The sequence below is a fragment of the Pollutimonas bauzanensis genome, from assembly GCF_040393045.1.
GTDB lineage: Bacteria > Pseudomonadota > Gammaproteobacteria > Burkholderiales > Burkholderiaceae_B > Pollutimonas > Pollutimonas bauzanensis_A.
Genome location: NZ_JBEBUX010000072.1, coordinates 1 through 20,076, shown reverse-complemented (window position 1 = coordinate 20,076; position 20,076 = coordinate 1). Strand labels below are relative to the sequence as shown.

Here is a 20,076-nt window from a genome sequence, read left to right as displayed (position 1 = left end):
TGCTTCGCGATTGGTACTGCCAATAAAACGACTTATGTTCACACTTGACTCCCGCCAATGACGGCCGTAATGCGCAAGATACGCTCATCGGGTATCTCAGCATTGGAAAGTACGCCGATCTGCGGAAAATGGTGCCGCAAGAAACGCGATAATGAGGCGCGCAATGCGGGGGGGACGACGAGCACCGTCGCATCGCCATTGGCTTCCTGAATCTGAACCGCTCGTTGCGCGTCGTTAAGCACACTATCGGCAAGGCCCGGCTCCAATGCGCCACTGGTGGTCAGAGCCTGCGTCAATACCCGTTCCAGCCTGGCATCCAGCCCAATGACTCGCAGTTCGGTATCACCCGGGAACCATTGCTGCGTAATTGCGCGCCCTAGCGCGACCCGGGTAAAGGCCAGCAACTCGGCGGAATCAGGCCCTGTCCCGCTTGGGTTAAGCGCCGCCAGGCGAGGCGCTTGCTCGGCCAACGTTTCGACAATACTGCGCATATCCCGGATCGGCACTTCTTCGGCCAACAAACCGCGCAACAGCTTTTGCAAAAGGGTAAGAGTGATCGTTTTGGGCACCAAGTCTTCGACCAGCTTGGGCGCTTCACGGCCCACATGGTCCAGCAAGGCCTGCACTTCTTGGCGCCCTAGCAACTGACCGCCATGCCGGTGCATCAAGTGATTCAAGTGCGTGGCAATAACCGTGCCCGCATCGACCACGGTATAACCGGCGATTTGCGCCTGCTCACGCAACGAGACATCAATCCAGACGGCGGGTAGACCGAACGCCGGATCGGTAGTGATGGCGCCGGGCAGCTTCATGGTGACCCCGCCCGGATCAATGGCCAGCCACTGTCCGGGAGTCGCGACCCCACGGCCAATCTCGACGCCCGAAAGCAAGATGCGATAGTCATTGGGTTTCAGCTCCAGGTTATCGCGGATATGCACGACAGGCGGCAAGAAGCCGACGTCCTGGGCGAATTTTTTACGCAAGCTGCGGATGCGATGCAGCAGCTCGCCGTTTTGTGCATGATCGACCAGCGAAATCAAACGGTAGCCAACCTCGAGACCCAATGGATCGACCAGCGTTACGTCATCCCATGTCGCCTCGGCGGCAGCCGCTTCAACCGCTGCCTGGACTTTCTGCGGCTCCTCGGCGTCAGCCGCTTTTGCGGCCTGCTGACGCTTCAGCATTAACCGCCCGCCGCCAGCGAGCGCCGCCGCCAGCAGCAGAAACGCGACGTGCGGCATATTGGGAATCAACCCCATTGCCGTCATGATGCCAGCCGTAATGAACAAGACATTGGGGTTGGCAAAGAGCTGACTGACCATCTGCTGACCGACATCTTGGTCCGTAGCTACGCGCGACACCACCACGCCAGCTGCCGTGGAAATAACCAGGGCAGGAATTTGCGCAACCAGCCCATCGCCGATAGTCAGCAGCGTATACACGCGGCCGGCCTCGCTGAAAGCCAGGTCGTGCTGCCCGACTCCAATGATGAGACCCCCGATAATATTGATAATCATAATCAGCAAGCCGGCTACCGCGTCGCCTCGCACGAATTTACTTGCGCCATCCATGGAGCCATAGAACTCGGCCTCTTGAGAGACTTCCATACGGCGGCGGCGGGCTTCGTCTTCGCCTACCAGGCCAGCATTCAAGTCGGCATCGATAGCCATCTGCTTGCCCGGCATGGCATCAAGCGTAAAACGGGCACCGACCTCGGCGATACGCCCCGCACCCTTGGTGATGACCACAAAGTTGATGATGACCAGAATCACAAAAACGATGATACCAACGGCGAAGTTGCCCCCGACCAGGAAATGACCAAAAGCCTCGATGACCTGGCCGGCCGCATCTGGCCCCTTGTGTCCGTGCAGCAGCACGACACGCGTAGACGCCACGTTCAGCGACAAACGCAGAAGCGTTGCAAACAACAGCACAGCGGGGAATGCCGCAAAGTCCAACGGCTTCTTGGTAAACATCGCCACCAGCAATATCATCACGGACAGTGAAATATTGAAGGTAAAAAGCAAGTCCAGGATGAACGGCGGCAGCGGCAGGATCATCATGGCAAGCACCATCAGGATCAGTATCGGACCGGCCATCAGGCGGGCATGCTGCGCGCCATTGTCTTTAAGCAGAGCTAGAAAACTATTCATTGTGCGTTTTTCGCCATCTTATGTTTGCCCGCGGGATCAAGGTCTGGCGGAACCACCAAGCTGGAAGGTTTCTGAGGTTCGACCCCGGTTCCCATATTCCAGCTGCGCAATTGAAATACCCAGGCAAGCACTTCGGCCACCGCCGAATACAGCTCGGCAGGAATTTCCTGGCCTAGTTCTACGTTGTGATACAAGGCGCGCGCCAAGGGCGGCGCACTTAACATCGGTACTTTGTGCTCGGCGGCGAGACTGCGCAGCCGCGCCGCTACCAGGCCCGAACCCTTGGCCACGACCTGGGGCGCTCCGCCCTGCCCTTCTTTGTAGGTCAAGGCAACGGCGTAATGTGTCGGATTAGTGACGATGACATCCGCCGTCGGTACTTCCGCCATCATGCGCCGACGTGCCATGGCGCGCTGTTGCTGGCGTATGCGGCCTTTGACGTGAGGGTCCCCGTCACTTTCCTTGTGCTCCTGTTTGACGTCCTGTTTGGACATGCGCATTTTCTTATAGTGGCTAAATACCTGCCACGGCGCATCGATCAATACAATAATGACCAGTGCCGAAACGATAAGCGTGCAGCACAATGCCACGAGGCTCATCCCTTCGGTCAATGCTTGCGTGGGGGTCGTATGCATCAGAGATAACATTTGGTCCCGGTAGTTCCAGATGACCATGGCGCCTACCGTGCCGATTACCGTTGCCTTGGCCAAGGTCTTGATCAGTTCCACCAGGGTTTGAGCCGAAAACATCCGTGCCACACCTTTCAGGGGGTTGAGCCGTTCGAACTTGGGTTCCAGCGCCTTGGAGGAAAACATAAATCCTCCAAGCATCACCGATGAAAAAATTGCAATCACTACCAGAACCAGGAACAGGGGCGCCAACAGCAGCAATGCCTGCAAGGCCGAATTCGCGGCAACTGACAACATGACATTGGTGTCTTGTCCGACCCGAAGATCAAACCATAATCCGGACCGCAAGATGCCATTGAGTCCTTCGTACATACGCGCGCCGCCGAACCACAGCACGGCCACACCCGCGCCTAACAACATAAACGTGTTGAGCTCGCGGGAACGTACGACCTGGCCCTCTTCACGCGCCTTTTCCAGACGCCTTTGAGAGGCAGGTTCAGTTTTTTCGAGGTCGCTGTCCTCAGCCATTCAGTGGTCAAAAAACGGGGTGAATATGGGAAAAATATCAACCACGATTTTAGCCGCCACCGTACGTGGCGAAGGGCCGAGCTAACGTGCTAAATGCGCTTAATTCACCCACCACACGGGATTATGCAGCGGGCGCAATCCCGTGCGCGGCCTTGCAAGCACCTGCTGATGCAGCTTAAAAACCCAGGCTATCCAGAAGATCGTCGACTTGATCCTGGCTGGTAACGACATCAATCTTGCCCGCCGGATTGATGGCTGGCCCATTCAAAAGAGAATTCGTCTCTTCGCGACGCTCCTGGGGCACATTGTCGATCAGAACCTGCACCAACTCCGTTTCTATTGCCGAAACCACCCCCAGCATTTTCATGATGACCTGACCGGTCAGGTCCTGGAAATCCTGAGCCATGATGATGTCCAGGAGATGGGTCTGCGACGCTTGTGTCTTTTCTGGAATCGCCTTGAGCAACGCACGTGTGTCGTCCACGAGCTCTCGTGCCTGGTCGAGCTCGACCGGCTGGTCAAACCAATTCTGCCAGCGGACATCCAGCGCTTTTGCGTCGCGCTGCATACTGTCTTGCAATGGCTGGGTCTGCTCAGCAGCATTGAGCACGCGGTTGGCCGCCTGCTCGGTCATATGCGCTACATAATGCAAACGATCCCGGGCGTCTGGAATGGCATGGGCCGCATCCTTGATCGCCTGATCGAGCCCCAGTTCCCTCATGCTATCGCGCAACATGCGCGTCAGCGAAGCGATGCGGTGGATCAAATCAACGGGCTGCCCATCAGCATCCAAGCTTAAAGGAGTATTCGCGACATTCATACCTGCTCTCCTTTATATGCCAAGCTTCTCGAAGATCTTGTTAAGTTTTTCTTCAAGCGTGGCAGCGGTAAAGGGCTTGACCACATAGCCGCTGGCCCCCGCCTGAGCCGCGGCAATAATATTTTCCTTCTTGGCCTCGGCAGTAACCATCAGTACAGGCAGTTTGGCCAGCACCGGGTCGGCTCGGATGTGCTGCAACATGACCAACCCATCCATATTGGGCATGTTCCAGTCGGACACGACAAGTTCAAAGTTGCCGTTGCGCAATTTTTCCAGACCCATGGCGCCATCTTCGGCCTCATCCACGTTCTCGAACCCCAAGTCTTTCAACAGGTTCTTGATGATTCGACGCATTGTCGGGAAATCGTCTACGACGAGGATTTTCATGGTTTTTTGTACCACTTAACACACTCCAAAATAATAAGTAATGGCCAGTCTGCGACAGGAACTCAAACCCGATGTCCGTAGGCGCCGGCGCTGGCCAGTATGCGTTCGCTTATATCCATCAATGGCACCGCGCTATCAGCGGCACCGATATGCAATGCCTCACGCGGCATGCCAAATACGACACAACTTGCCTCATCTTGGGCAAAGGTAATGGCTCCGGCCTGCTTCATGGCAAGCATGCCTTGCGCCCCATCTTTGCCCATACCCGTCAGAATCACACCTACCGCATTCTTTCCGGCCACCTGGGCCGCGGAATGAAACAGCACATCGACTGATGGCCGATGACGATTAACTGGATCGCTGTATTCCAGCTTGACCACATAGTTGGCGCCCGAACGCGCCAGCTTCATGTGCGCAACACCGCCTGGGGCTAGATAGACATGGCCAGGCAATACACGCTGGCCATCTTCAGCCTCGTGGACTTCGACAGCGCACAGGTTATCCAGGCGTTGCACAAAAGACCGGGTAAAGCCTGCAGGCATATGCTGGGTAATCATGATGGCCGGACTATTGGCCGGCAATGGCTGGAGAACCTGCCGTATGGCTTCTGTGCCGCCGGTCGAGGCGCCAATCAAAACCAGTTTTTCGGTAGTTGAGAACACAGGCGACAAGCGCGGACGAGCTATCGTGCTATCGGTCCTGGCCTGTTTAGGCCGAGACAAAGCGGCCCCACGTATTTTGTCGGCAATCAGTTCGCTGTAGTCCAGCAACCCATCGCGCAAGCCCAGTTTGGGCTTGGTAACGAAATCAACCGCACCGAGTTCAAGCGCTCGCAGAGTTACTTCGGAATTGCGCTCGGTCAGCGAGGACACCATCACAACCGGCATGGGCCGCAAACGCATCAACCGCTCAAGGAAATCCAGGCCATCCATTCGTGGCATTTCGACATCCAGTGTCAACACATCGGGGTTATGCTGCTTAATCAGCTCTCGCGCCACGAGCGGATCAGGGGCCGAGGCCACGACCTCCATATCAGGCTGCTTGTTGATGATTTCGCTCATCAAACCTCTGACCAAAGCGGAATCATCGACACATAGAACACGAATTTTCTTCATTTTTCTGCAAACTCAATAAGAACGGTGGCGCCGTCCAGCGTTATCGCTAGGTTGGCGTATACACCGTCTGACCCTGCAAACGAAAGGCTTTGGTCAGGTAGGTAAAGTTTTCGGAATGACCCGCGAACAGCAGGCCGCCGGGCTTCAGCATGGGCGCGAAGCGCTCCAGGATCCCTGTTTGAGTTGGCTTATCGAAATAAATCATCGTATTTCGGCAAAATATCGCATCAAACTTGCGGTCGGTTGGCCAACTCTTGGAAAGCAGGTTAAAGGTATCGAATTCAATCATTTCACGCAGGCTCGACTTGACACGCACCATGCCGGAACGACGCCCGGTGCCGCGCTGGAAATATTTCTTTAGATAGGCATGCGGAACAGGCTGCACTCTATCCTGGGAATAAACCCCTTCCTTGGCGCGCTCAATAGCACGTGTATCGATATCGGTCGCATATATCGACACCCCGATATCCGGCTGCAAACACGATTCGCGCAAGATCATGGCGATGCTATAGGGTTCTTCACCGGTGGAAGCCGCAGCACACCAGACCGAGAGCGGCTTTTTTCGATCTTTCGAGAAATCGGCCAGGACGTCGAAATGGTGCTGTTCGCGGAAAAATGCCGTGTGGTTGATAGTGAAGGCATTGACGAAGGCTTCCCACTCGGTTGAGTTGGGATTATGTTCCAGATGATCCAGATACTCCCTTACGTTATTCAAGCCCATGCTTTTCGTACGCAACCCTAGCGTGCGCGCGGCCATCTCCTGTTTGTGACTGCCAATCACTATCCCCGCCCTCGCACGCAAAATGCGTGCTGAACGCTCGAAGTCGAGCTGCCCAACCTCTGCGAGGACGGGCATGGTAAAAATAGATTGCGCTTGTGGCAGGGACATGTTTTCAGGTGCTCGCTAACGCGGCAAGGGGATGCGACTGCCCTGCCCGCGACAATATGGGATCGGAGCCAGGCCTCGATTGCCTTAGCTGCGCAGCAGCAACATCGATGACTTCATTGGTGTTGACCTTGAAAACAGCAACCGCTTCTGCCAGGCGTGATGCCTGTTCTTGCAATGAACCGGCAGCGGCAGCGGCTTGCTCGACCAGTGCGGCATTTTGCTGAACCACACCATCCATTTCAGTCACAGCCTGGTTGACCTGTTCAATGCCGTCGGACTGTTCATGCGAGGCCGAAGAGATTTCCCCCATGATAGTGGTGACGCCTTGCACCGAATCGACCACCTCTTGCATGATCTGACCTACCTCGCTGGCTTGCTGCGATCCGGCCCGAACTTTGGACAAAGACGCTTCAATCTGTCCTTTTATTTCCTTGGCGGCCTGCGCGCTACGCTGAGCCAATGACCGCACTTCGCCGGCGACCACAGCAAAGCCCCGGCCTTGCTCACCCACCCTGGCAGCTTCGACAGCGGCGTTCAGCGCCAGAATATTGGTCTGGAAAGCGATGCCATCAATAACGCTAACGATCTCGGCCATATTGGCTGAACTAGTGGAAATGTCGTCCATCGTGGCCACCACCACCGACACCGCCTGCCCCGCACGCACCGCCACTTCGGAAGCCCCTTTGGCCAATTGATCGGCTTGTTCGGCGTTATCGGTATTTTGACGCACCGCACTGGCAAGTTGCTCCATGCTGGCAGCGGTTTGCTGCAACGATGCAGCCTGCTGTTCAGTACGACTGCTAAGGTCGGTGTTACCGGCGAAAATTTCGCGCGAACCCAGAGTGATGCCTTCTACCCCTTGCCGCACCGTGCTAACCGTGCGGGTCAGGCTTTCTTGCATGCGACGCATGGCTTCGTAAAGTACGCCGATTTCATTTTTTGAAGAAACGTCAATGCGATGGCTGAGGTCGCCAGCGGCTATACGGTCAAAATGCGTGCCTGCCAACCGTAGCGGTCGCAATACCATGCGGCTAAGAAACGCATAGGTCACCAAAGCGATAATCAGGCATAACAGCATGGCCACAGACACCAGTTGAATTACCAGTTCGTACTGACTGACCTCTTTCTGATAGGCCTGATCAATGAGACGTTGCTGATAAGCATGTAGACCACCCAGAGCGCTGTACAAATCTTCTTCCAGCAACAGCGTCGTCTGCCCAAGAAAGCTGTGGTATTGCTTTACATCGCTATTCAGAAGCATATCGAACATGGGCTGAACCCCACCGTCCATCAACGTCGTGTAGTTGTCAGTGACCCGGGCATAGCGGTTTTCAGGATCGAGGACTTCCTTAATCAGGTCACGATAGGCCGCAAAGCGCGATAAAGACTTGTCGTACTCGCTACGGGCCTGGGCGATGAGCTTGCGCGATTCATCGCTAATCACCGATGCGCTTTCCGTACCGCCCCATTCCGCGGCGATCTCGTTGGCTTGCTGGTCATTATTGACAATAAAACTGGTAACCGCACGGCCCAATATGGTCTGCACGTTTTTGTACCCGTCGATGGACTCATACAAGGCGGCGCCCAGCCGTTGATTCTGAACAATGTTCTGCAACGCCTGATTATTCGCGCGCAAAGACAGCACACCCAGTGCTGCGCCAGCAACAAGCATGATTAGGAAAAACACCAGCACCAGTATCAGGCTGGTGCGGATTTTCATGTTCAAAAACATCGACATCTTGCGCATACTGCATTGCCTCATGCTTATAACGACCGAAACTCCCTGTGAGGGGCCCCACTACCCGCTATGCTGCGGCGCTTTCAACCAATGCCATTTCTTCACTGGTCATCAGTTTTTCAATATCCACCAGAATAAGCATGCGTTCGCCCAAGGTGCCAATACCGGTCAAATATTCGGTGGAAAATGCTGTACCGAACTGAGGGGCTGCGCTGATCTCCGATGGTTGCAGCATCAGCACGTCGGACACGCCGTCGACCACTACGCCCACGACCCGCGTCTTCAGGTTGAGAATAACCACAACGGTTTGGTGGTTGTACTCGACGGTATCGAGGTTGAACTTGATGCGCATATCCACAATGGGGACAATAATGCCGCGCAGATTGGTCACCCCCTTGACGAACGACGGCACATTGGCAATGCGCGTAACCGTTTGTGCGTCATATCCGCGGATCTCTTGAACTTTCAAGATATCGATCCCGTATTCTTGGGCTGCCAGCGTAAACACCAGGAATTCCTGGCCGGCGGAATCAACCTGATCAGCGTGGGACTCGAACTTATTGAACATTGTTTGCTCCGAAACTTTAGAAAGGCGTTATATGGTTGTTTTGTCGCGTGTGAAACGCATCAAGGCAAACACATCCACAATCAGCGCAACGCTGCCATCGCCAAGAATTGTGGCTGCCGAAACACCCGGTATTTTTCGATAATTTGATTCAAGATTCTTTACAACGACTTGATGCTGACCGATCAAATGGTCTACCAGCAATGCAAACCTGACGTCCTGAGCCTGCAGAACAACGGCAATCGATTTGGTAATGTCGGTTTCCGCTCCGTGAACCGCGAATACGTCATGCAACGCCACAATCGGCAGGTATTCGCCCCGCACTTGGAGTACATGCTCGGTTTCTGAAATTGCCCGTACTTGATCTGCGGAAGGCTGCATCGACTCGGTGACGTGGCTAAGCGGCAAGATGAAAGTTTCTTCACCTACCCGCACTGACATGCCATCGAGAATAGCCAGTGTCAGCGGCAGCACGATACGCGTTGTCGTGCCCCTGCCTGCGCGCGAAGACAACTGGATGTGGCCGCCCATCCCTTGAATATTTCGGCGAACGACGTCCATACCGACGCCGCGGCCCGAGATGTCGGTGACCTTTTCAGCGGTCGAAAAACCTGGCGCGAAAATCAGTTGCCAAAGGTCTTCGTCGGGTGTGTTTTCCGTGACGGCCATTCCCTGAGCCATGGCTTTTTTCAGGATGCGCTCGCGGTTCAGGCCCGCGCCATCGTCCGAGACCTCGATGACGATTTGACCGCCATGATGCTGCGCGGACAACAACATATTGCCTTCGGGGCTTTTCCCTGCCTCGATTCGCTTTTCGGGCGCTTCGATTCCGTGATCGATACTATTGCGAACCAAATGCGTGAGCGGATCAATGATGCGCTCGATCAGGCTCTTGTCCAGTTCCGTCGCCTGCCCTTGAGTAGTCAGCTTGATTTGCTTGCCCATCTTGGCTGCGCTTTCGCGTACCACGCGTGGAAAGCGGCTGAATACGTAATCCATAGGCATCATGCGTATGGACATCACCGCTTCCTGCAAGTCACGGGCATTGCGATCAAGCTGTTCAATACCGTTAAGCAAGCGGTCGTGAAGCACGGGATCCAGGGTAGACGCGGTTTGTACCAGCATGGCCTGGGTAATGACCAGCTCGCCCACCAGGTTGATAATTTGATCGACCTTTTCCACACCGACGCGTATTGTGCTGCTGTTGGACGCCCCGGAAGCCGCAGGCGCCTTGCCATCGGACTTTGCCGCGGCTGAAGCTGCCGGCGCTGCCGAGGGTTCAGGTGCCGCTGGCGGTAGTGGTGCTGGCTCCGGCTCTGCCGGAGCTGCTGATGCTGCTGGAGCCTCGGCGGCGGGAGTCCCGCTACTTATAGCGGTTTCAGGTAAGGATTCAGGCGTGATATCAACCTGCTCCGCATTGACGATAAAGCAACAAACGGCTTCGAGATCGCTGATTGAAGTCGTTGTTTTCAACCATAAGGAAAGGGAGTTCGCTGAGCGCTCCTGGTGCAGGACATCGCCCATCAGCGCCATTTCGGCGGACAAAGCGGCCGCGTCTTTGTCATCAAGCTTGTTGATTCGGATATGCAACGGCATATCCGCCGCATTGCCCTGCGTGACAGGTGCGGGAGGCACCGGCGGGACTTCCGCAACAGGGGGAACGGGCGTGGGAGCAGGCGCCTGCACAGTTTCGCCCTTCTGCTCGAGCGCCAAGGCGCGCAACTGAGCGCAGATACGCTCGTAAGCTTCCAGGTTTGGCTCTTGTGAATTGCGGTAGGCGGCTACTTGCTCTGTCAGCACATCTTTGGTTTCCAGGAAAAGATCAATCATGTCCTTGCGCAGCGGCATCTCGCCACGGCGTATTAAGTCCAACAAGTTCTCAAGCAAATGAGTGGTGTCGGCCAAATGGCCGAAACAGCCAAATGTGCCTGCCCCGCCCTTGATGGAATGAGCAGCACGGAAAATTGCATTGAGCTCATCGATGTCCGGATTGCCTAAGTCAAGACCGAGCAGCAACCGTTCCATATCGGCTAGCAACTCGTCGGCTTCGTCAAAGAAGGTTTCAAAAAACTGGCTCAGGTCGACGCCCGTACTCATGATTGTTTCCTTCTGCTATTGGGCTTTATCATTTGAATATTTTGTTCACGACCAGGTTTATTGTTAACTGCAAAACAACACTGCCAAACGCACAGTCGTGAATCGAGCATGCAACGGCAAGCCGGGTGCAACACCTTAAGGAGAGTCCGGCATAACCGGCAGACCAGGAACAGCAAGCTGCGATGCTGGCGAGGGTTCCATCATGTCCCTAAGATCGAATGCCGTCGCACCCGATACATTCTGTTCATCAATACGACGCTCTGCTTGCCGATTCAGCACTACGATGCTGATACGGCGGTTAACGGCAGCTGTGGGGTTATCTTTAATCAGGCTGACCGTTGATGACAATCCCAGGATACGTTTGACTTTGGGTTCGTCCATACCGCCAGCGACTAGCTCTTTTCGAGCAGCATTCGCCCGGTCAGCGGAAAGTTCCCAATTACTGTATTCACGCTCGCCGGATGCGTACTGGATGTCATCGGTGTGCCCGGCAACACTGATGCTATTTGGCAGCTCGTTAAAAACCGGCCCGAGTTGGCGCAAGATATCGCGCATATAGGACTGAACCTGCGCACTACCCGTCGTAAACATCGGCCGATTGTGCTTGTCGATAATCTGGACCCGCAAGCCATCAGGCGTCATGTCGAGCAATAACTGCGGGCGAAACTGCTGCAAAATAGGATCGGTCTGGATCAGTCGTTCGAGATCAGTCTTCAGATTCTCCAGCCGCTGCGCATCGCGCAAATCACCCTCGGTATGGACATCGCCGCGCGAGGGAATAAGATGAGGATTGGGAATAACGCTGGGTGATCCACCCGGAATCACCGTACTGCCGGCATCGTTTTTCTGGCCACCGGTAATGGCTTCCATTAGCGGCATGCGAAAGTATTCCGCCATCTCCTGCAAGTCTTTCTGCGGCACCAACGATACCAGCCACATGACAAGGAAGAAGGCCATCATGGCGGTCATGAAGTCGGCGTAGGCAATTTTCCAGCTGCCGCCATGCGACGCCTCGTGGCGCGGCCGTTTGCGTCGGATAACAATCCGCGGTTCGGAGTTATTCATAAAGCTGCCCGCTACGCCTTCTTACCTGCCGTCCGTGTTTGGCGGACATGATCCTCGAGTTCCATGAACGATGGACGCACATAGGCATAAAGCACTTTTCGGCCGAACTCCACAGCCAGCTGTGGCGGGTAGCCATTCATGCTTGCCAGCAGAGTGACCTTGATGCATTCCAATACCTTGACCGATGCAATGGAACGTCGCTCAATGGATGCCGCAACTGGCGCCACAAAACCATAGGCCAGCAAAATGCCAAGGAAGGTTCCAACCATCGCTTTGGAAATCAAGTCGGCCAACACCGCAGGCGGCTGATCCACCGAAGCCAGCGCCTTGATGACGCCCAACACGGCAGCCACAATGCCAAATGCGGGCAAGGCATCGGCCACAGCCCGCAGCGAAATCGCTGGCACATTCCGCTCGTGGTGATGCGCTTCGATTTCCTGATCCATCAAGGCCTCGATTTCGTAAGAGCTCATGTTGCCGCTAATCATTAGGCGCAGATAGTCGGTAATGAACTCCATCAAACCAGGATCGCGCAGAATTTGCGGGTACTCGTTAAAGATCGGGCTGGCCTGGGGATCTTCGACGTCGGATTCAATCGACATCAGGCCATCGCGACGCGCCTTGTTCAGCAAGACATACAGCAGAGCCATGAGCTCCATGTATAAATCCTTGTTGTAAGGATTCTTCTTGAGAATCATAGGTAAAGCCGTGAACAGCATTTTCGCTGACTTGCCGCTGTTGGACGCAAGGTAGGCGCCCAAGGCGGCACCCGCGATCAACACGAACTCGAACGGCTGATACAAAGCCCCCAGATGTCCGCCCAGGGCTACAAAGCTGCCGAAAACCGAGGCAAAAACAATTACAAACCCAAGCAGAATAAACACGGATACGCCCTAGATAAACACACGTTGCATATGATCCCTTCTTTTCCAGTCGGTAAAAGCGCCTGTCAAAGGGGGTTTTTGAGCCTAAATCCTGGTTCTGGCAAAAAAAATCCGCCTCAGGAATACCAGTGGCGGAACGCTTTTTTGGTAGCGGAAAACGCTAGCCATCCATCAACCAGGCAGCTCCAAAGAAGCCGGGGATATAACCCGGCCTGTAGCGGGAATAGCCGTTTTCTTGGCTGGCGACGTCTTTTTCAAGACTTCGCTGGGGATGACCGGCTTGATAGGCGTCCTTGCCTTGGTGGCGGCAGCGTGAGCCCGCGTTTTTCCTGCACGAGGTGGAGGACGACAGATGGCGCACACAAAGCCTTTTTGCGGGTCGTGCGCATGGGCGACGAAACCGCCCTTGCAGCGCTCGCAATGCGATAGCTGAACCATTTTGCTATCAAAAAACCGTATCAGCATCCAGGCACGGGTAAAACTAAGCACGGGCTCGACATCGGGTTCGTCTGCGCGACCCGCTGATGATTGCTCGAGATACAAGCGATAAGCTTCTACCAAGGCAAGTGGCTTTTTTGCCGGCGTGTGCATGTCCATGTACTGATACACGCTGTAAAACACACTGGAATGTATGTTTGGCAACCACGTCATGAACCAGTCCACCGAAAATGGGAGCATGCCTTTTGGAGGCGAGCATCCTTTGACTTCCCGGTATAGACGCGCCAGACGATCATAACTAAGACTGGTTTCTGCCTGCAATACTTGTAGCCGCGCGCCTAAGGTGATCATTTCTGAAGCGAGAAATATTTCCTCGGCTTCTTTGGCTACACTTTTCGTTGCCATGATGTGATTTTCCGAACCTGCTTTAAGCTGTTTGCGCTGCGCCGAGGCGCGCCAGCAGAATGGTAGAGTGCGCCTGCTGCAATACGCCGCCGAGCACGTCCTGTGTCAAGGAAGAAAGCAACTCGTAGTCATTGAGGCGAAACCCGCAAATCAACGAACTGGCCCCTGCCAGTTTCACCAATTGCGCTGGCGAAAGGCGAAGCACGATATCGGCAACATCGGTATCGAAACCAAGGCGAAACATTCCCGCCGCATAATTCTCACGCAACAAACGCTGGGCCAACATCAGGTAAGACAGATTTACCTCTTTAATGTCGGTTAATGACGAATTATCCGCTATGGGCATAACGCCCTCCTTGTGAGAGTCCGTTTTCTTCTAAGTACACACAAAAAGACTCTGGAAGAGTCCCGGAAGAAAAACCGGTGTTAATCAAACCGCATATGTAAACAGGGCCGTACTGAAGATTCACCCTGTAACTTACATAAAACGTTACAAGCCGCATCAAACTATGTTGTTTACGAATAAACAACAGTGCGATAGTATCAAATTTAAATATACATTTACATTACTGGCGCTGGCAGTTACAAAATATACGTCTTATTCTGTAGTATTTATTACATAAAAACATGCTAGCCATTGCTGAATGCTACGGAAGTGACAATTGAACTGTCGACGGCAACATCTATACCAGCCGTTGGTATTAGGCTAAATAGCGGTATTCATCTACGCTTATTGGAGGTTCAGCCACCTTCGATCCGATAGCAAAAAGCGTTGCCTTGTGTATGTGCCTGTTTACAACAATAATGTCCCAATGATGACAACTTACCCTGCTCCGTTTCGACTTCTGACGTCGCTATTGATTGCGGTCGCGATCTGCTTCCTTGCCGGCTGCAGCAGCCCCGGAAACCATCGCTCCTCCGGGGCTCCCCGCCTCTCTATTGCGGTCGATCCGGCTCAGCGTACCGAGGTGGTGCTGACGGCCATGGCGCTATTGGAGTCACGCTATCGGTATGGTGGAACTCACCCTGCGAAAGGGTTCGATTGCAGTGGGCTGGTCGCTTATGTTTTTGAAAATGCAGCCCAGCAGCCCCTACCCCATAATACGGCGGAGATTGCCGGACTAAGCCGGCAGATATCGAGGACGCAGCTCAAAGCGGGGGACTTTGTATTTTTCAATACGTTGAACCGGCCGTTTTCGCATATGGGGATATATATAGGCGAAGATCGCTTCATCAACGCACCGTCAACCGGGGGGCAGGTACGCATTGACTCGTTGAAGAATCCTTATTACGCCAAGCGATTCGAATCGGCCAGAACGCTATTCAGATCGTAGATGACGTCAATGTTACTTATATTTCCATTTGTAACTATCGCGAATGGAAAGAAGTGTTAAGTCTTCGACTCTCTGTCGCCGACAAAGTAAACAATTGTTTCTATTCTGAAACGTTTCACCTTAAGGCAATCGCAAATATTGTTCCGTCAGCACCAAGAACGCATCCAGCTGTGGATCCACCCCTGTTTCGGCCTGCAGAATCGTAGCCACAGCCGGGGCTAATTGCGCCGCCAGGCGGGCATCAAGAAATAGCAGCCGGGATCGTCGCGCCAACATATCCTCGACCGTTCGCGCATATTCGTAGCGGGCCGCAAAACGCACCATCGCCTCGCTAAGACCTGGCGCCAAGTCCTTGTCGGCGCCAGGCAAAGCCTGAACCCACTGCGCCTCGCTACCGTAAGCGGCCATGCCGGGAGGCGTCGCCATCGAAGCCCGGGCGGAACCATTGCTTGCCGCCCCCAACAGCAAGAAATCGCTGGTTTCAGAAGGAGGAAGACGAGGCAGCAATGCGGTTTCGACACATTTATCCAGAACGTCCTCGGCCATTGCCCGGTAAGTTGTCCACTTCCCACCCGTTACCGTTACCAGCCCGCTGGGACTGACCAGCACCGTGTGCTCACGACTTATCTTCTTGGTATTGCCGCCCTCGTTCTCCGGTGGGCGCACCAACGGACGCAGACCTACCCAGATACTTCTGACATCGCTGCGCTGAGGAGCCCGGCTTAAATACTTGCCTGCCTCGCCCAAAATGAACTCCACCTCTTCCGCGAATGCAGCCGGTTCGCGCGCGAGATCCCTGCGCGGCGTGTCGGTGGTGCCTAATATGACTTTACCCAGCCATGGCACCGCAAACAGGACTCGGCCATCCTGGGTTTTAGGTACGAGCAAAGCATGCTCGCCAGGAAGAAAGTCACTGTCGACCACCAAATGTACACCTTGGCTGGGCGCAACCATAGCCTGTGTGCTTCGGCCCGTGGCAGCCCCGTCTTTGTGACGAATTTCGTCTACCCAAACCCCGGTGGCATTGACAACGCATTTAGCCTTTACCGTGTAGGAGACACCGGTTTCAGCATCCTGGCATCGCACCCCTGCCACTTTGCCCTGCTCGTGAATCAGTTCCGTTACCGGGCAATAATTCAACAACAACGCACCTTGAGAGGCCGCCGTCCTGGCCAGCGCCAGCGCCAATCGGGCATCATCGAATTGGCCATCCCAATACTTGACCCCACCTTTCAAACCCTGTGCTTTCACCCCGGGAAGACACTGCTGCGTTTTGTAGGAATTAAGAAATTCGGTCGACCCCAGCCCGGCCTTGCCGGCCAACGCATCGTACATTTTCAGGCCCACACCGTAAAACGGCGTTTCCCAGCACTTGTAGCTGGGCATAACGAAAGCCAATGGGCGTGCCAAATGCGGTGCGTTGTGCAATAACGTAGTGCGTTCGTGGAGGGCCTCGCGCACCAGCGCAATGTTGCCCTGAGCAAGGTAGCGTACGCCGCCATGCACCAGCTTAGTCGCGCGCGACGACGTGCCCTTGGCGAAATCGTGAGATTCCAGCAGTACCACTGAAAGGCCTCGCAAGGCCGCGTCCAGCGCCACGCCCAGACCGCTGGCGCCACCGCCGATGATCGCAAGATCAACCTGACCAAGGCCCGCAAGCGCAGCCAAATGTTGTGCCCGATCGGACGCCTGGGGAGAAACTATAGTTGTCATATAACAAGGGCCAATAAATTCAAAGCAGCATAAGTGTAGAACAGCCGCAAAAAACAAGTCGAAAAGGTCGTGTGCACGGATGTTCGCACACGACCTTTCTCTAGCCGGTCTTGCTTATGCGCGGTGCTTAACGCACCCGGCCTTCCTTCCAGGCGGTCAGCAAGGCATCATAGGCAACCGTTTCGCCTTTGGGGTTTTCATTGGCCAACTTCTTCCAGGGCGCTTCTTTGTCGCTTAACCATTTGGCCGGATCGGACTTGGGATTAAGCTTGGGAGCACAATGGTTCATGCCGGCACGCTCCAGACGCGCCATGACGGCGTCCATCTCGGTCGCCAGGTTATCCATGGCTTGTTGCGGGGTCTTTTCAGCAGTAATGGCAGTCGCAACATTCTTCCACCATAGCTGAGCCAGCTTGGGATAGTCGGGGACATTCGTGCCGGTAGGCGTCCATGCGACCCTGGCCGGGCTGCGATAGAACTCAATCAAGCCCCCGTATTGATTGGCATTCTTGGTGAAATAGTCGCTATGAATGTCACTGTCGCGAATAAAAGTCAGGCCCACGATAGACTTTTTAAGCGATGCCGTCTTGGACGTTACAAACTGAGCATACAACCATGCCGCAGCCACTTTCTTGGCATCATGATTCTTGAAGAAGCTCCATGACCCCACGTCCTGATAGCCGTTTTGCATGCCGTCTTTCCAATATGGACCATGCGGAGCAGGAGCCATGCGCCACTTCGGCGTGCCATCATCATTGACCACCGGCAAGCCTTTTTTGGTCATGTCCGCGGTGAAAGCGGTGTACCAAAAGATTTGCTGTGCAATGTGCCCTTGCGCAGGCACGGGCCCCGACTCGCTGAATGTCATGCCTTGCGCTTCTTTGGGCGCATATTTTTTCATCCAGTCTATATATTTGGTCAACGCGTAGACCGCGGCAGGCGAATTGGTCGCTCCACCGCGCGACACCGAAGCCCCTACAGGCGTACATTTATCATCGGCAACACGAATCCCCCATTCATCGACCGGCATGCCGTTAGGCGTACCCTTGTCGGCGGTACCCGCCATGGATAGCCACGCGTCGGTAAAGCGCCAACCCAGCGACGGGTCTTTCTTGCCGTAATCCATGTGCCCATAAACCGGCTTGCCATCTATCGTCTTGACATCGTTGGTAAAGAAGTTGGCGATATCCTCATAGGCGCTCCAGTTAACCGGCACACCAAGATCGTAGCCATACTTGGCCTTGAATTTCTCTTTCAAGTCTTGCCTACCGAAAAGGTCGGCGCGAAACCAATACAAGTTGGCAAATTGTTGATCTGGCAACTGGTACAGTTTTCCATCAGGCGCTGTCGTAAACGAAGTCCCGATAAAGTCCTTGATGTCCAGGCCGGGATTGGTCCATTGCTTGCCATCGCCATTCATGTAGTCGGTCAGCGACAACATTTCGCCATAGCGATAATGGGTTCCGATCAGGTCTGAATCGGAAATCCAGCCGTCATAGATAGACTTGCCCGACTGCATCGAGGTTTGCAGTTTTTCAACGACATCGCCTTCCTGAATCAAATCGTGGTTGACCTTGATGCCGGTGATTTCAGAAAATGCCCGGGCAAGCGTTTTAGACTCGTACTCATGGGTGGTGATCGTTTCCGAGACCACGGATATCTCATTGACGCCCTGCTCCTTAAGCTTTTTAGCTGCCTCAATAAACCATTTCATTTCGTTCAGCTGCTGATCCTTGGTCAAAGTCGATGGCTGAAATTCATTGTCTATCCATTTCTGGGCTTCGGCTTCGCCAGCAAATGCCTGACCGGACAGCAGGCACGTTACGGCAAACGCCAGTGCAGTACGACGGAATAACATTACGGTCTCCTTGGAACATGTCCCCGCTTTGTTGTCTTGTTGCGCTGATCGGGGGAGCAGCAAACCGCGCAACAATCATCCTTAACCTTTGCGCAAAATCAGCGCTAAAACCAGCATCGATACAACAAAACTAATCCACACACTGGGCTCTTGCGACAAGCCGAACCATTCAGCGAACATTTCGCTCAAGCCCAGAAAACCCAGATTGATATAAGCGGCCACCAGCAAGCCGATAAACAGGCGGTCGCCCCGAGTCGTGGCAATCGGCAAAAACCCCTTGCGCAAGGTGGTGGGATACTTCAGTTCCAACACCGTCATACCCACCAGCATCAGTCCTATGCAGATGAAGAACACAGCCGTTGGCAAGGTCCAGACCATCCAGTCAAACATGCGGACCTCCTTCAAACGCGGCCCATTGCAAAACCCTTTGCAATGTAGTGGCGAACAAACCAGATGACGATAGCGCCCGGAATGATAGTGAGCGTTCCTGCCGCAGCCAAGGTGGCCCAATCCATACCCGAGGCCGAAACCGTTCTGGTCATGGTGGCCACGATGGGCTTGGCATTCACGCTGGTCAAAGTGCGAGCCAGCAAAAGCTCAACCCAACTGAACATGAAGCAAAAGAATGCGGCCACGCCGACCCCGGCCTTGATCAGGGGCAGAAATATCGTCAAAAAGAACCGTGGAAAGCTGTAACCGTCGATATAAGCGGTTTCATCAATTTCCCGGGGGATGCCGCTCATGAAACCTTCAAGTATCCACACCGCCAAGGGCACGTTGAATACCAGGTGCGCCAGGGCGACCGCCCAATAGGTATCCATCAGCCCCAGGGTTGAATACAGCTGAAAAAATGGCAGCAGAAACACCGCTGGCGGTGTCATGCGGTTGGTGAGCAACCAGAAAAACACATGTTTATCGCCCAGGAACTGATAGCGAGAAAATGCATATGCTGCGGGCAAGGCGACAGTAATTGAGATGATCGTATTGATGGCTACGTAGATCAGGCTATTGATATAGCCGTTGTACCAGGACGCATCAGTAAAAATCGTCTTGTAGTTGTCCCACGTAAAATTTTGCGGCAACAATGAAAAGCTCGACAAGATCCCTTCGTTGGTCTTGAAGCTCATGTTGACCATCCAGTAGATGGGAAGCATGGCAAACAACAAGTACAGGATCAGGAAGATGGTGCGCTTCTGGAATGGCTTGCGTTTACTCATGTCCGGCCTCCTTGTCTTGCGTGCCGACGCGCAGCATCCAGGTATACAAGATGAAGCACAGCAACAGGATAATCAGGAAATAGATCAACGAAAAGGCGGCTGCAGGCCCAAGGTCGAACTGCCCTACCGCCTTTTGGGTCAGGTATTGGCTGAGAAATGTCGTGGCATCGCCCGGCCCCCCGCCAGTCAATACAAAGGGCTCGGTGTAGATCATGAAGCTGTCCATGAAGCGCAGCAGCAC

The 20,076-nt window shown here is 54.3% G+C and carries 18 protein-coding genes and 1 pseudogene; 1 reads left to right on the top strand and 18 read right to left on the bottom strand.

Annotated elements, in window-relative coordinates:
- Positions 1-38: 38 nt before the first annotated feature.
- The 13 genes from flhA to flhD all read right to left on the bottom strand — a co-directional run bounded on the left by flhA (position 39) and on the right by flhD (position 14,059).
- Positions 39-2,153 carry a flagellar biosynthesis protein FlhA gene (flhA, locus tag ABWO67_RS12265; protein ID WP_353152000.1) on the bottom strand — a complete coding sequence of 705 codons (2,115 nt, stop codon included), beginning with the start codon at positions 2,151-2,153 and terminating at the stop codon, positions 39-41.
- Complete coding sequence (flhB, locus tag ABWO67_RS12260) at positions 2,150-3,310, bottom strand: flagellar biosynthesis protein FlhB (protein ID WP_353151999.1); 1,161 nt, start codon at positions 3,308-3,310, stop codon at positions 2,150-2,152. Before flhB ends, flhA begins: the two co-directional genes overlap by 4 nt.
- 175 nt (positions 3,311-3,485) lie before the next feature.
- Positions 3,486-4,130 (bottom strand): protein phosphatase CheZ, encoded by a 645-nt coding sequence (cheZ, locus tag ABWO67_RS12255; protein ID WP_353151998.1) that lies wholly within the window; start codon positions 4,128-4,130, stop codon positions 3,486-3,488.
- Between the two features lie 12 nt (positions 4,131-4,142).
- Positions 4,143-4,532 carry a chemotaxis response regulator CheY gene (gene cheY / locus ABWO67_RS12250; RefSeq protein ID WP_353151997.1) on the bottom strand — a complete coding sequence of 130 codons (390 nt, stop codon included), beginning with the start codon at positions 4,530-4,532 and terminating at the stop codon, positions 4,143-4,145.
- A 47-nt stretch (positions 4,533-4,579) separates the two neighbouring features.
- Complete coding sequence (locus ABWO67_RS12245) at positions 4,580-5,632, bottom strand: protein-glutamate methylesterase/protein-glutamine glutaminase (protein ID WP_353151996.1); 1,053 nt, start codon at positions 5,630-5,632, stop codon at positions 4,580-4,582.
- 46 nt (positions 5,633-5,678) lie between these two features.
- The gene (locus ABWO67_RS12240; RefSeq protein WP_353151995.1) at positions 5,679-6,521 is read right to left on the bottom strand and encodes a CheR family methyltransferase; all 843 of its coding nucleotides are present in this window, start codon (positions 6,519-6,521) and stop codon (positions 5,679-5,681) included.
- A 4-nt stretch (positions 6,522-6,525) separates the two neighbouring features.
- Positions 6,526-8,268: a methyl-accepting chemotaxis protein gene (locus ABWO67_RS12235; protein WP_353151994.1), complete on the bottom strand. Its 1,743-nt coding sequence runs from the start codon at positions 8,266-8,268 to the stop codon at positions 6,526-6,528.
- 58 nt (positions 8,269-8,326) lie between these two features.
- Entirely contained in the window at positions 8,327-8,827 is a 501-nt protein-coding gene (locus ABWO67_RS12230) for a chemotaxis protein CheW (RefSeq protein WP_353151993.1), read from the bottom strand.
- Between the two features lie 27 nt (positions 8,828-8,854).
- Positions 8,855-10,921, bottom strand: a complete 2,067-nt coding sequence (gene cheA / locus ABWO67_RS12225; RefSeq protein ID WP_353151992.1) for a chemotaxis protein CheA — start codon at positions 10,919-10,921, stop codon at positions 8,855-8,857.
- A 135-nt stretch (positions 10,922-11,056) separates the two neighbouring features.
- The gene (gene motB, locus ABWO67_RS12220; protein ID WP_353151991.1) at positions 11,057-11,986 is read right to left on the bottom strand and encodes a flagellar motor protein MotB; all 930 of its coding nucleotides are present in this window, start codon (positions 11,984-11,986) and stop codon (positions 11,057-11,059) included.
- Positions 11,987-11,997: 11 nt separating this feature from the next.
- Entirely contained in the window at positions 11,998-12,870 is an 873-nt protein-coding gene (gene motA / locus ABWO67_RS12215) for a flagellar motor stator protein MotA (RefSeq protein WP_353151990.1), read from the bottom strand.
- 171 nt (positions 12,871-13,041) lie between these two features.
- Complete coding sequence (gene flhC, locus ABWO67_RS12210; protein ID WP_353151989.1) at positions 13,042-13,713, bottom strand: flagellar transcriptional regulator FlhC; 672 nt, start codon at positions 13,711-13,713, stop codon at positions 13,042-13,044.
- Between the two features lie 22 nt (positions 13,714-13,735).
- Complete coding sequence (gene flhD, locus ABWO67_RS12205) at positions 13,736-14,059, bottom strand: flagellar transcriptional regulator FlhD (RefSeq protein WP_353151988.1); 324 nt, start codon at positions 14,057-14,059, stop codon at positions 13,736-13,738.
- 466 nt (positions 14,060-14,525) lie between these two features.
- Between flhD and ABWO67_RS12200 the strand changes: the two genes are divergently transcribed.
- Positions 14,526-15,047, top strand: a complete 522-nt coding sequence (locus ABWO67_RS12200) for a C40 family peptidase (RefSeq protein ID WP_353151987.1) — start codon at positions 14,526-14,528, stop codon at positions 15,045-15,047.
- A gap of 120 nt (positions 15,048-15,167) precedes the next feature.
- On the opposite strand, the gene ABWO67_RS12195 is transcribed toward ABWO67_RS12200, so the two are convergent.
- The 5 genes and pseudogenes from ABWO67_RS12195 to ABWO67_RS12175 form a co-directional block, all read right to left on the bottom strand.
- A complete protein-coding gene (locus ABWO67_RS12195) occupies positions 15,168-16,760 on the bottom strand; it encodes a glycerol-3-phosphate dehydrogenase/oxidase (protein ID WP_353151986.1) in 1,593 nt (530 codons plus the stop codon).
- 127 nt (positions 16,761-16,887) lie between these two features.
- Positions 16,888-18,618 carry an ABC transporter substrate-binding protein gene (locus tag ABWO67_RS12190; protein WP_353151985.1) on the bottom strand — a complete coding sequence of 577 codons (1,731 nt, stop codon included), beginning with the start codon at positions 18,616-18,618 and terminating at the stop codon, positions 16,888-16,890.
- Between the two features lie 81 nt (positions 18,619-18,699).
- Positions 18,700-19,008, bottom strand: a complete 309-nt coding sequence (locus ABWO67_RS12185; protein ID WP_353151984.1) for a DUF2160 domain-containing protein — start codon at positions 19,006-19,008, stop codon at positions 18,700-18,702.
- 11 nt (positions 19,009-19,019) lie between these two features.
- Positions 19,020-19,835, bottom strand: a complete 816-nt coding sequence (locus ABWO67_RS12180) for a carbohydrate ABC transporter permease (protein ID WP_353151983.1) — start codon at positions 19,833-19,835, stop codon at positions 19,020-19,022.
- A pseudogene (locus ABWO67_RS12175) lies at positions 19,828-20,076 on the bottom strand (sugar ABC transporter permease); the annotation flags it as partial. The pseudogene ABWO67_RS12175 and the gene ABWO67_RS12180, both read right to left, overlap by 8 nt.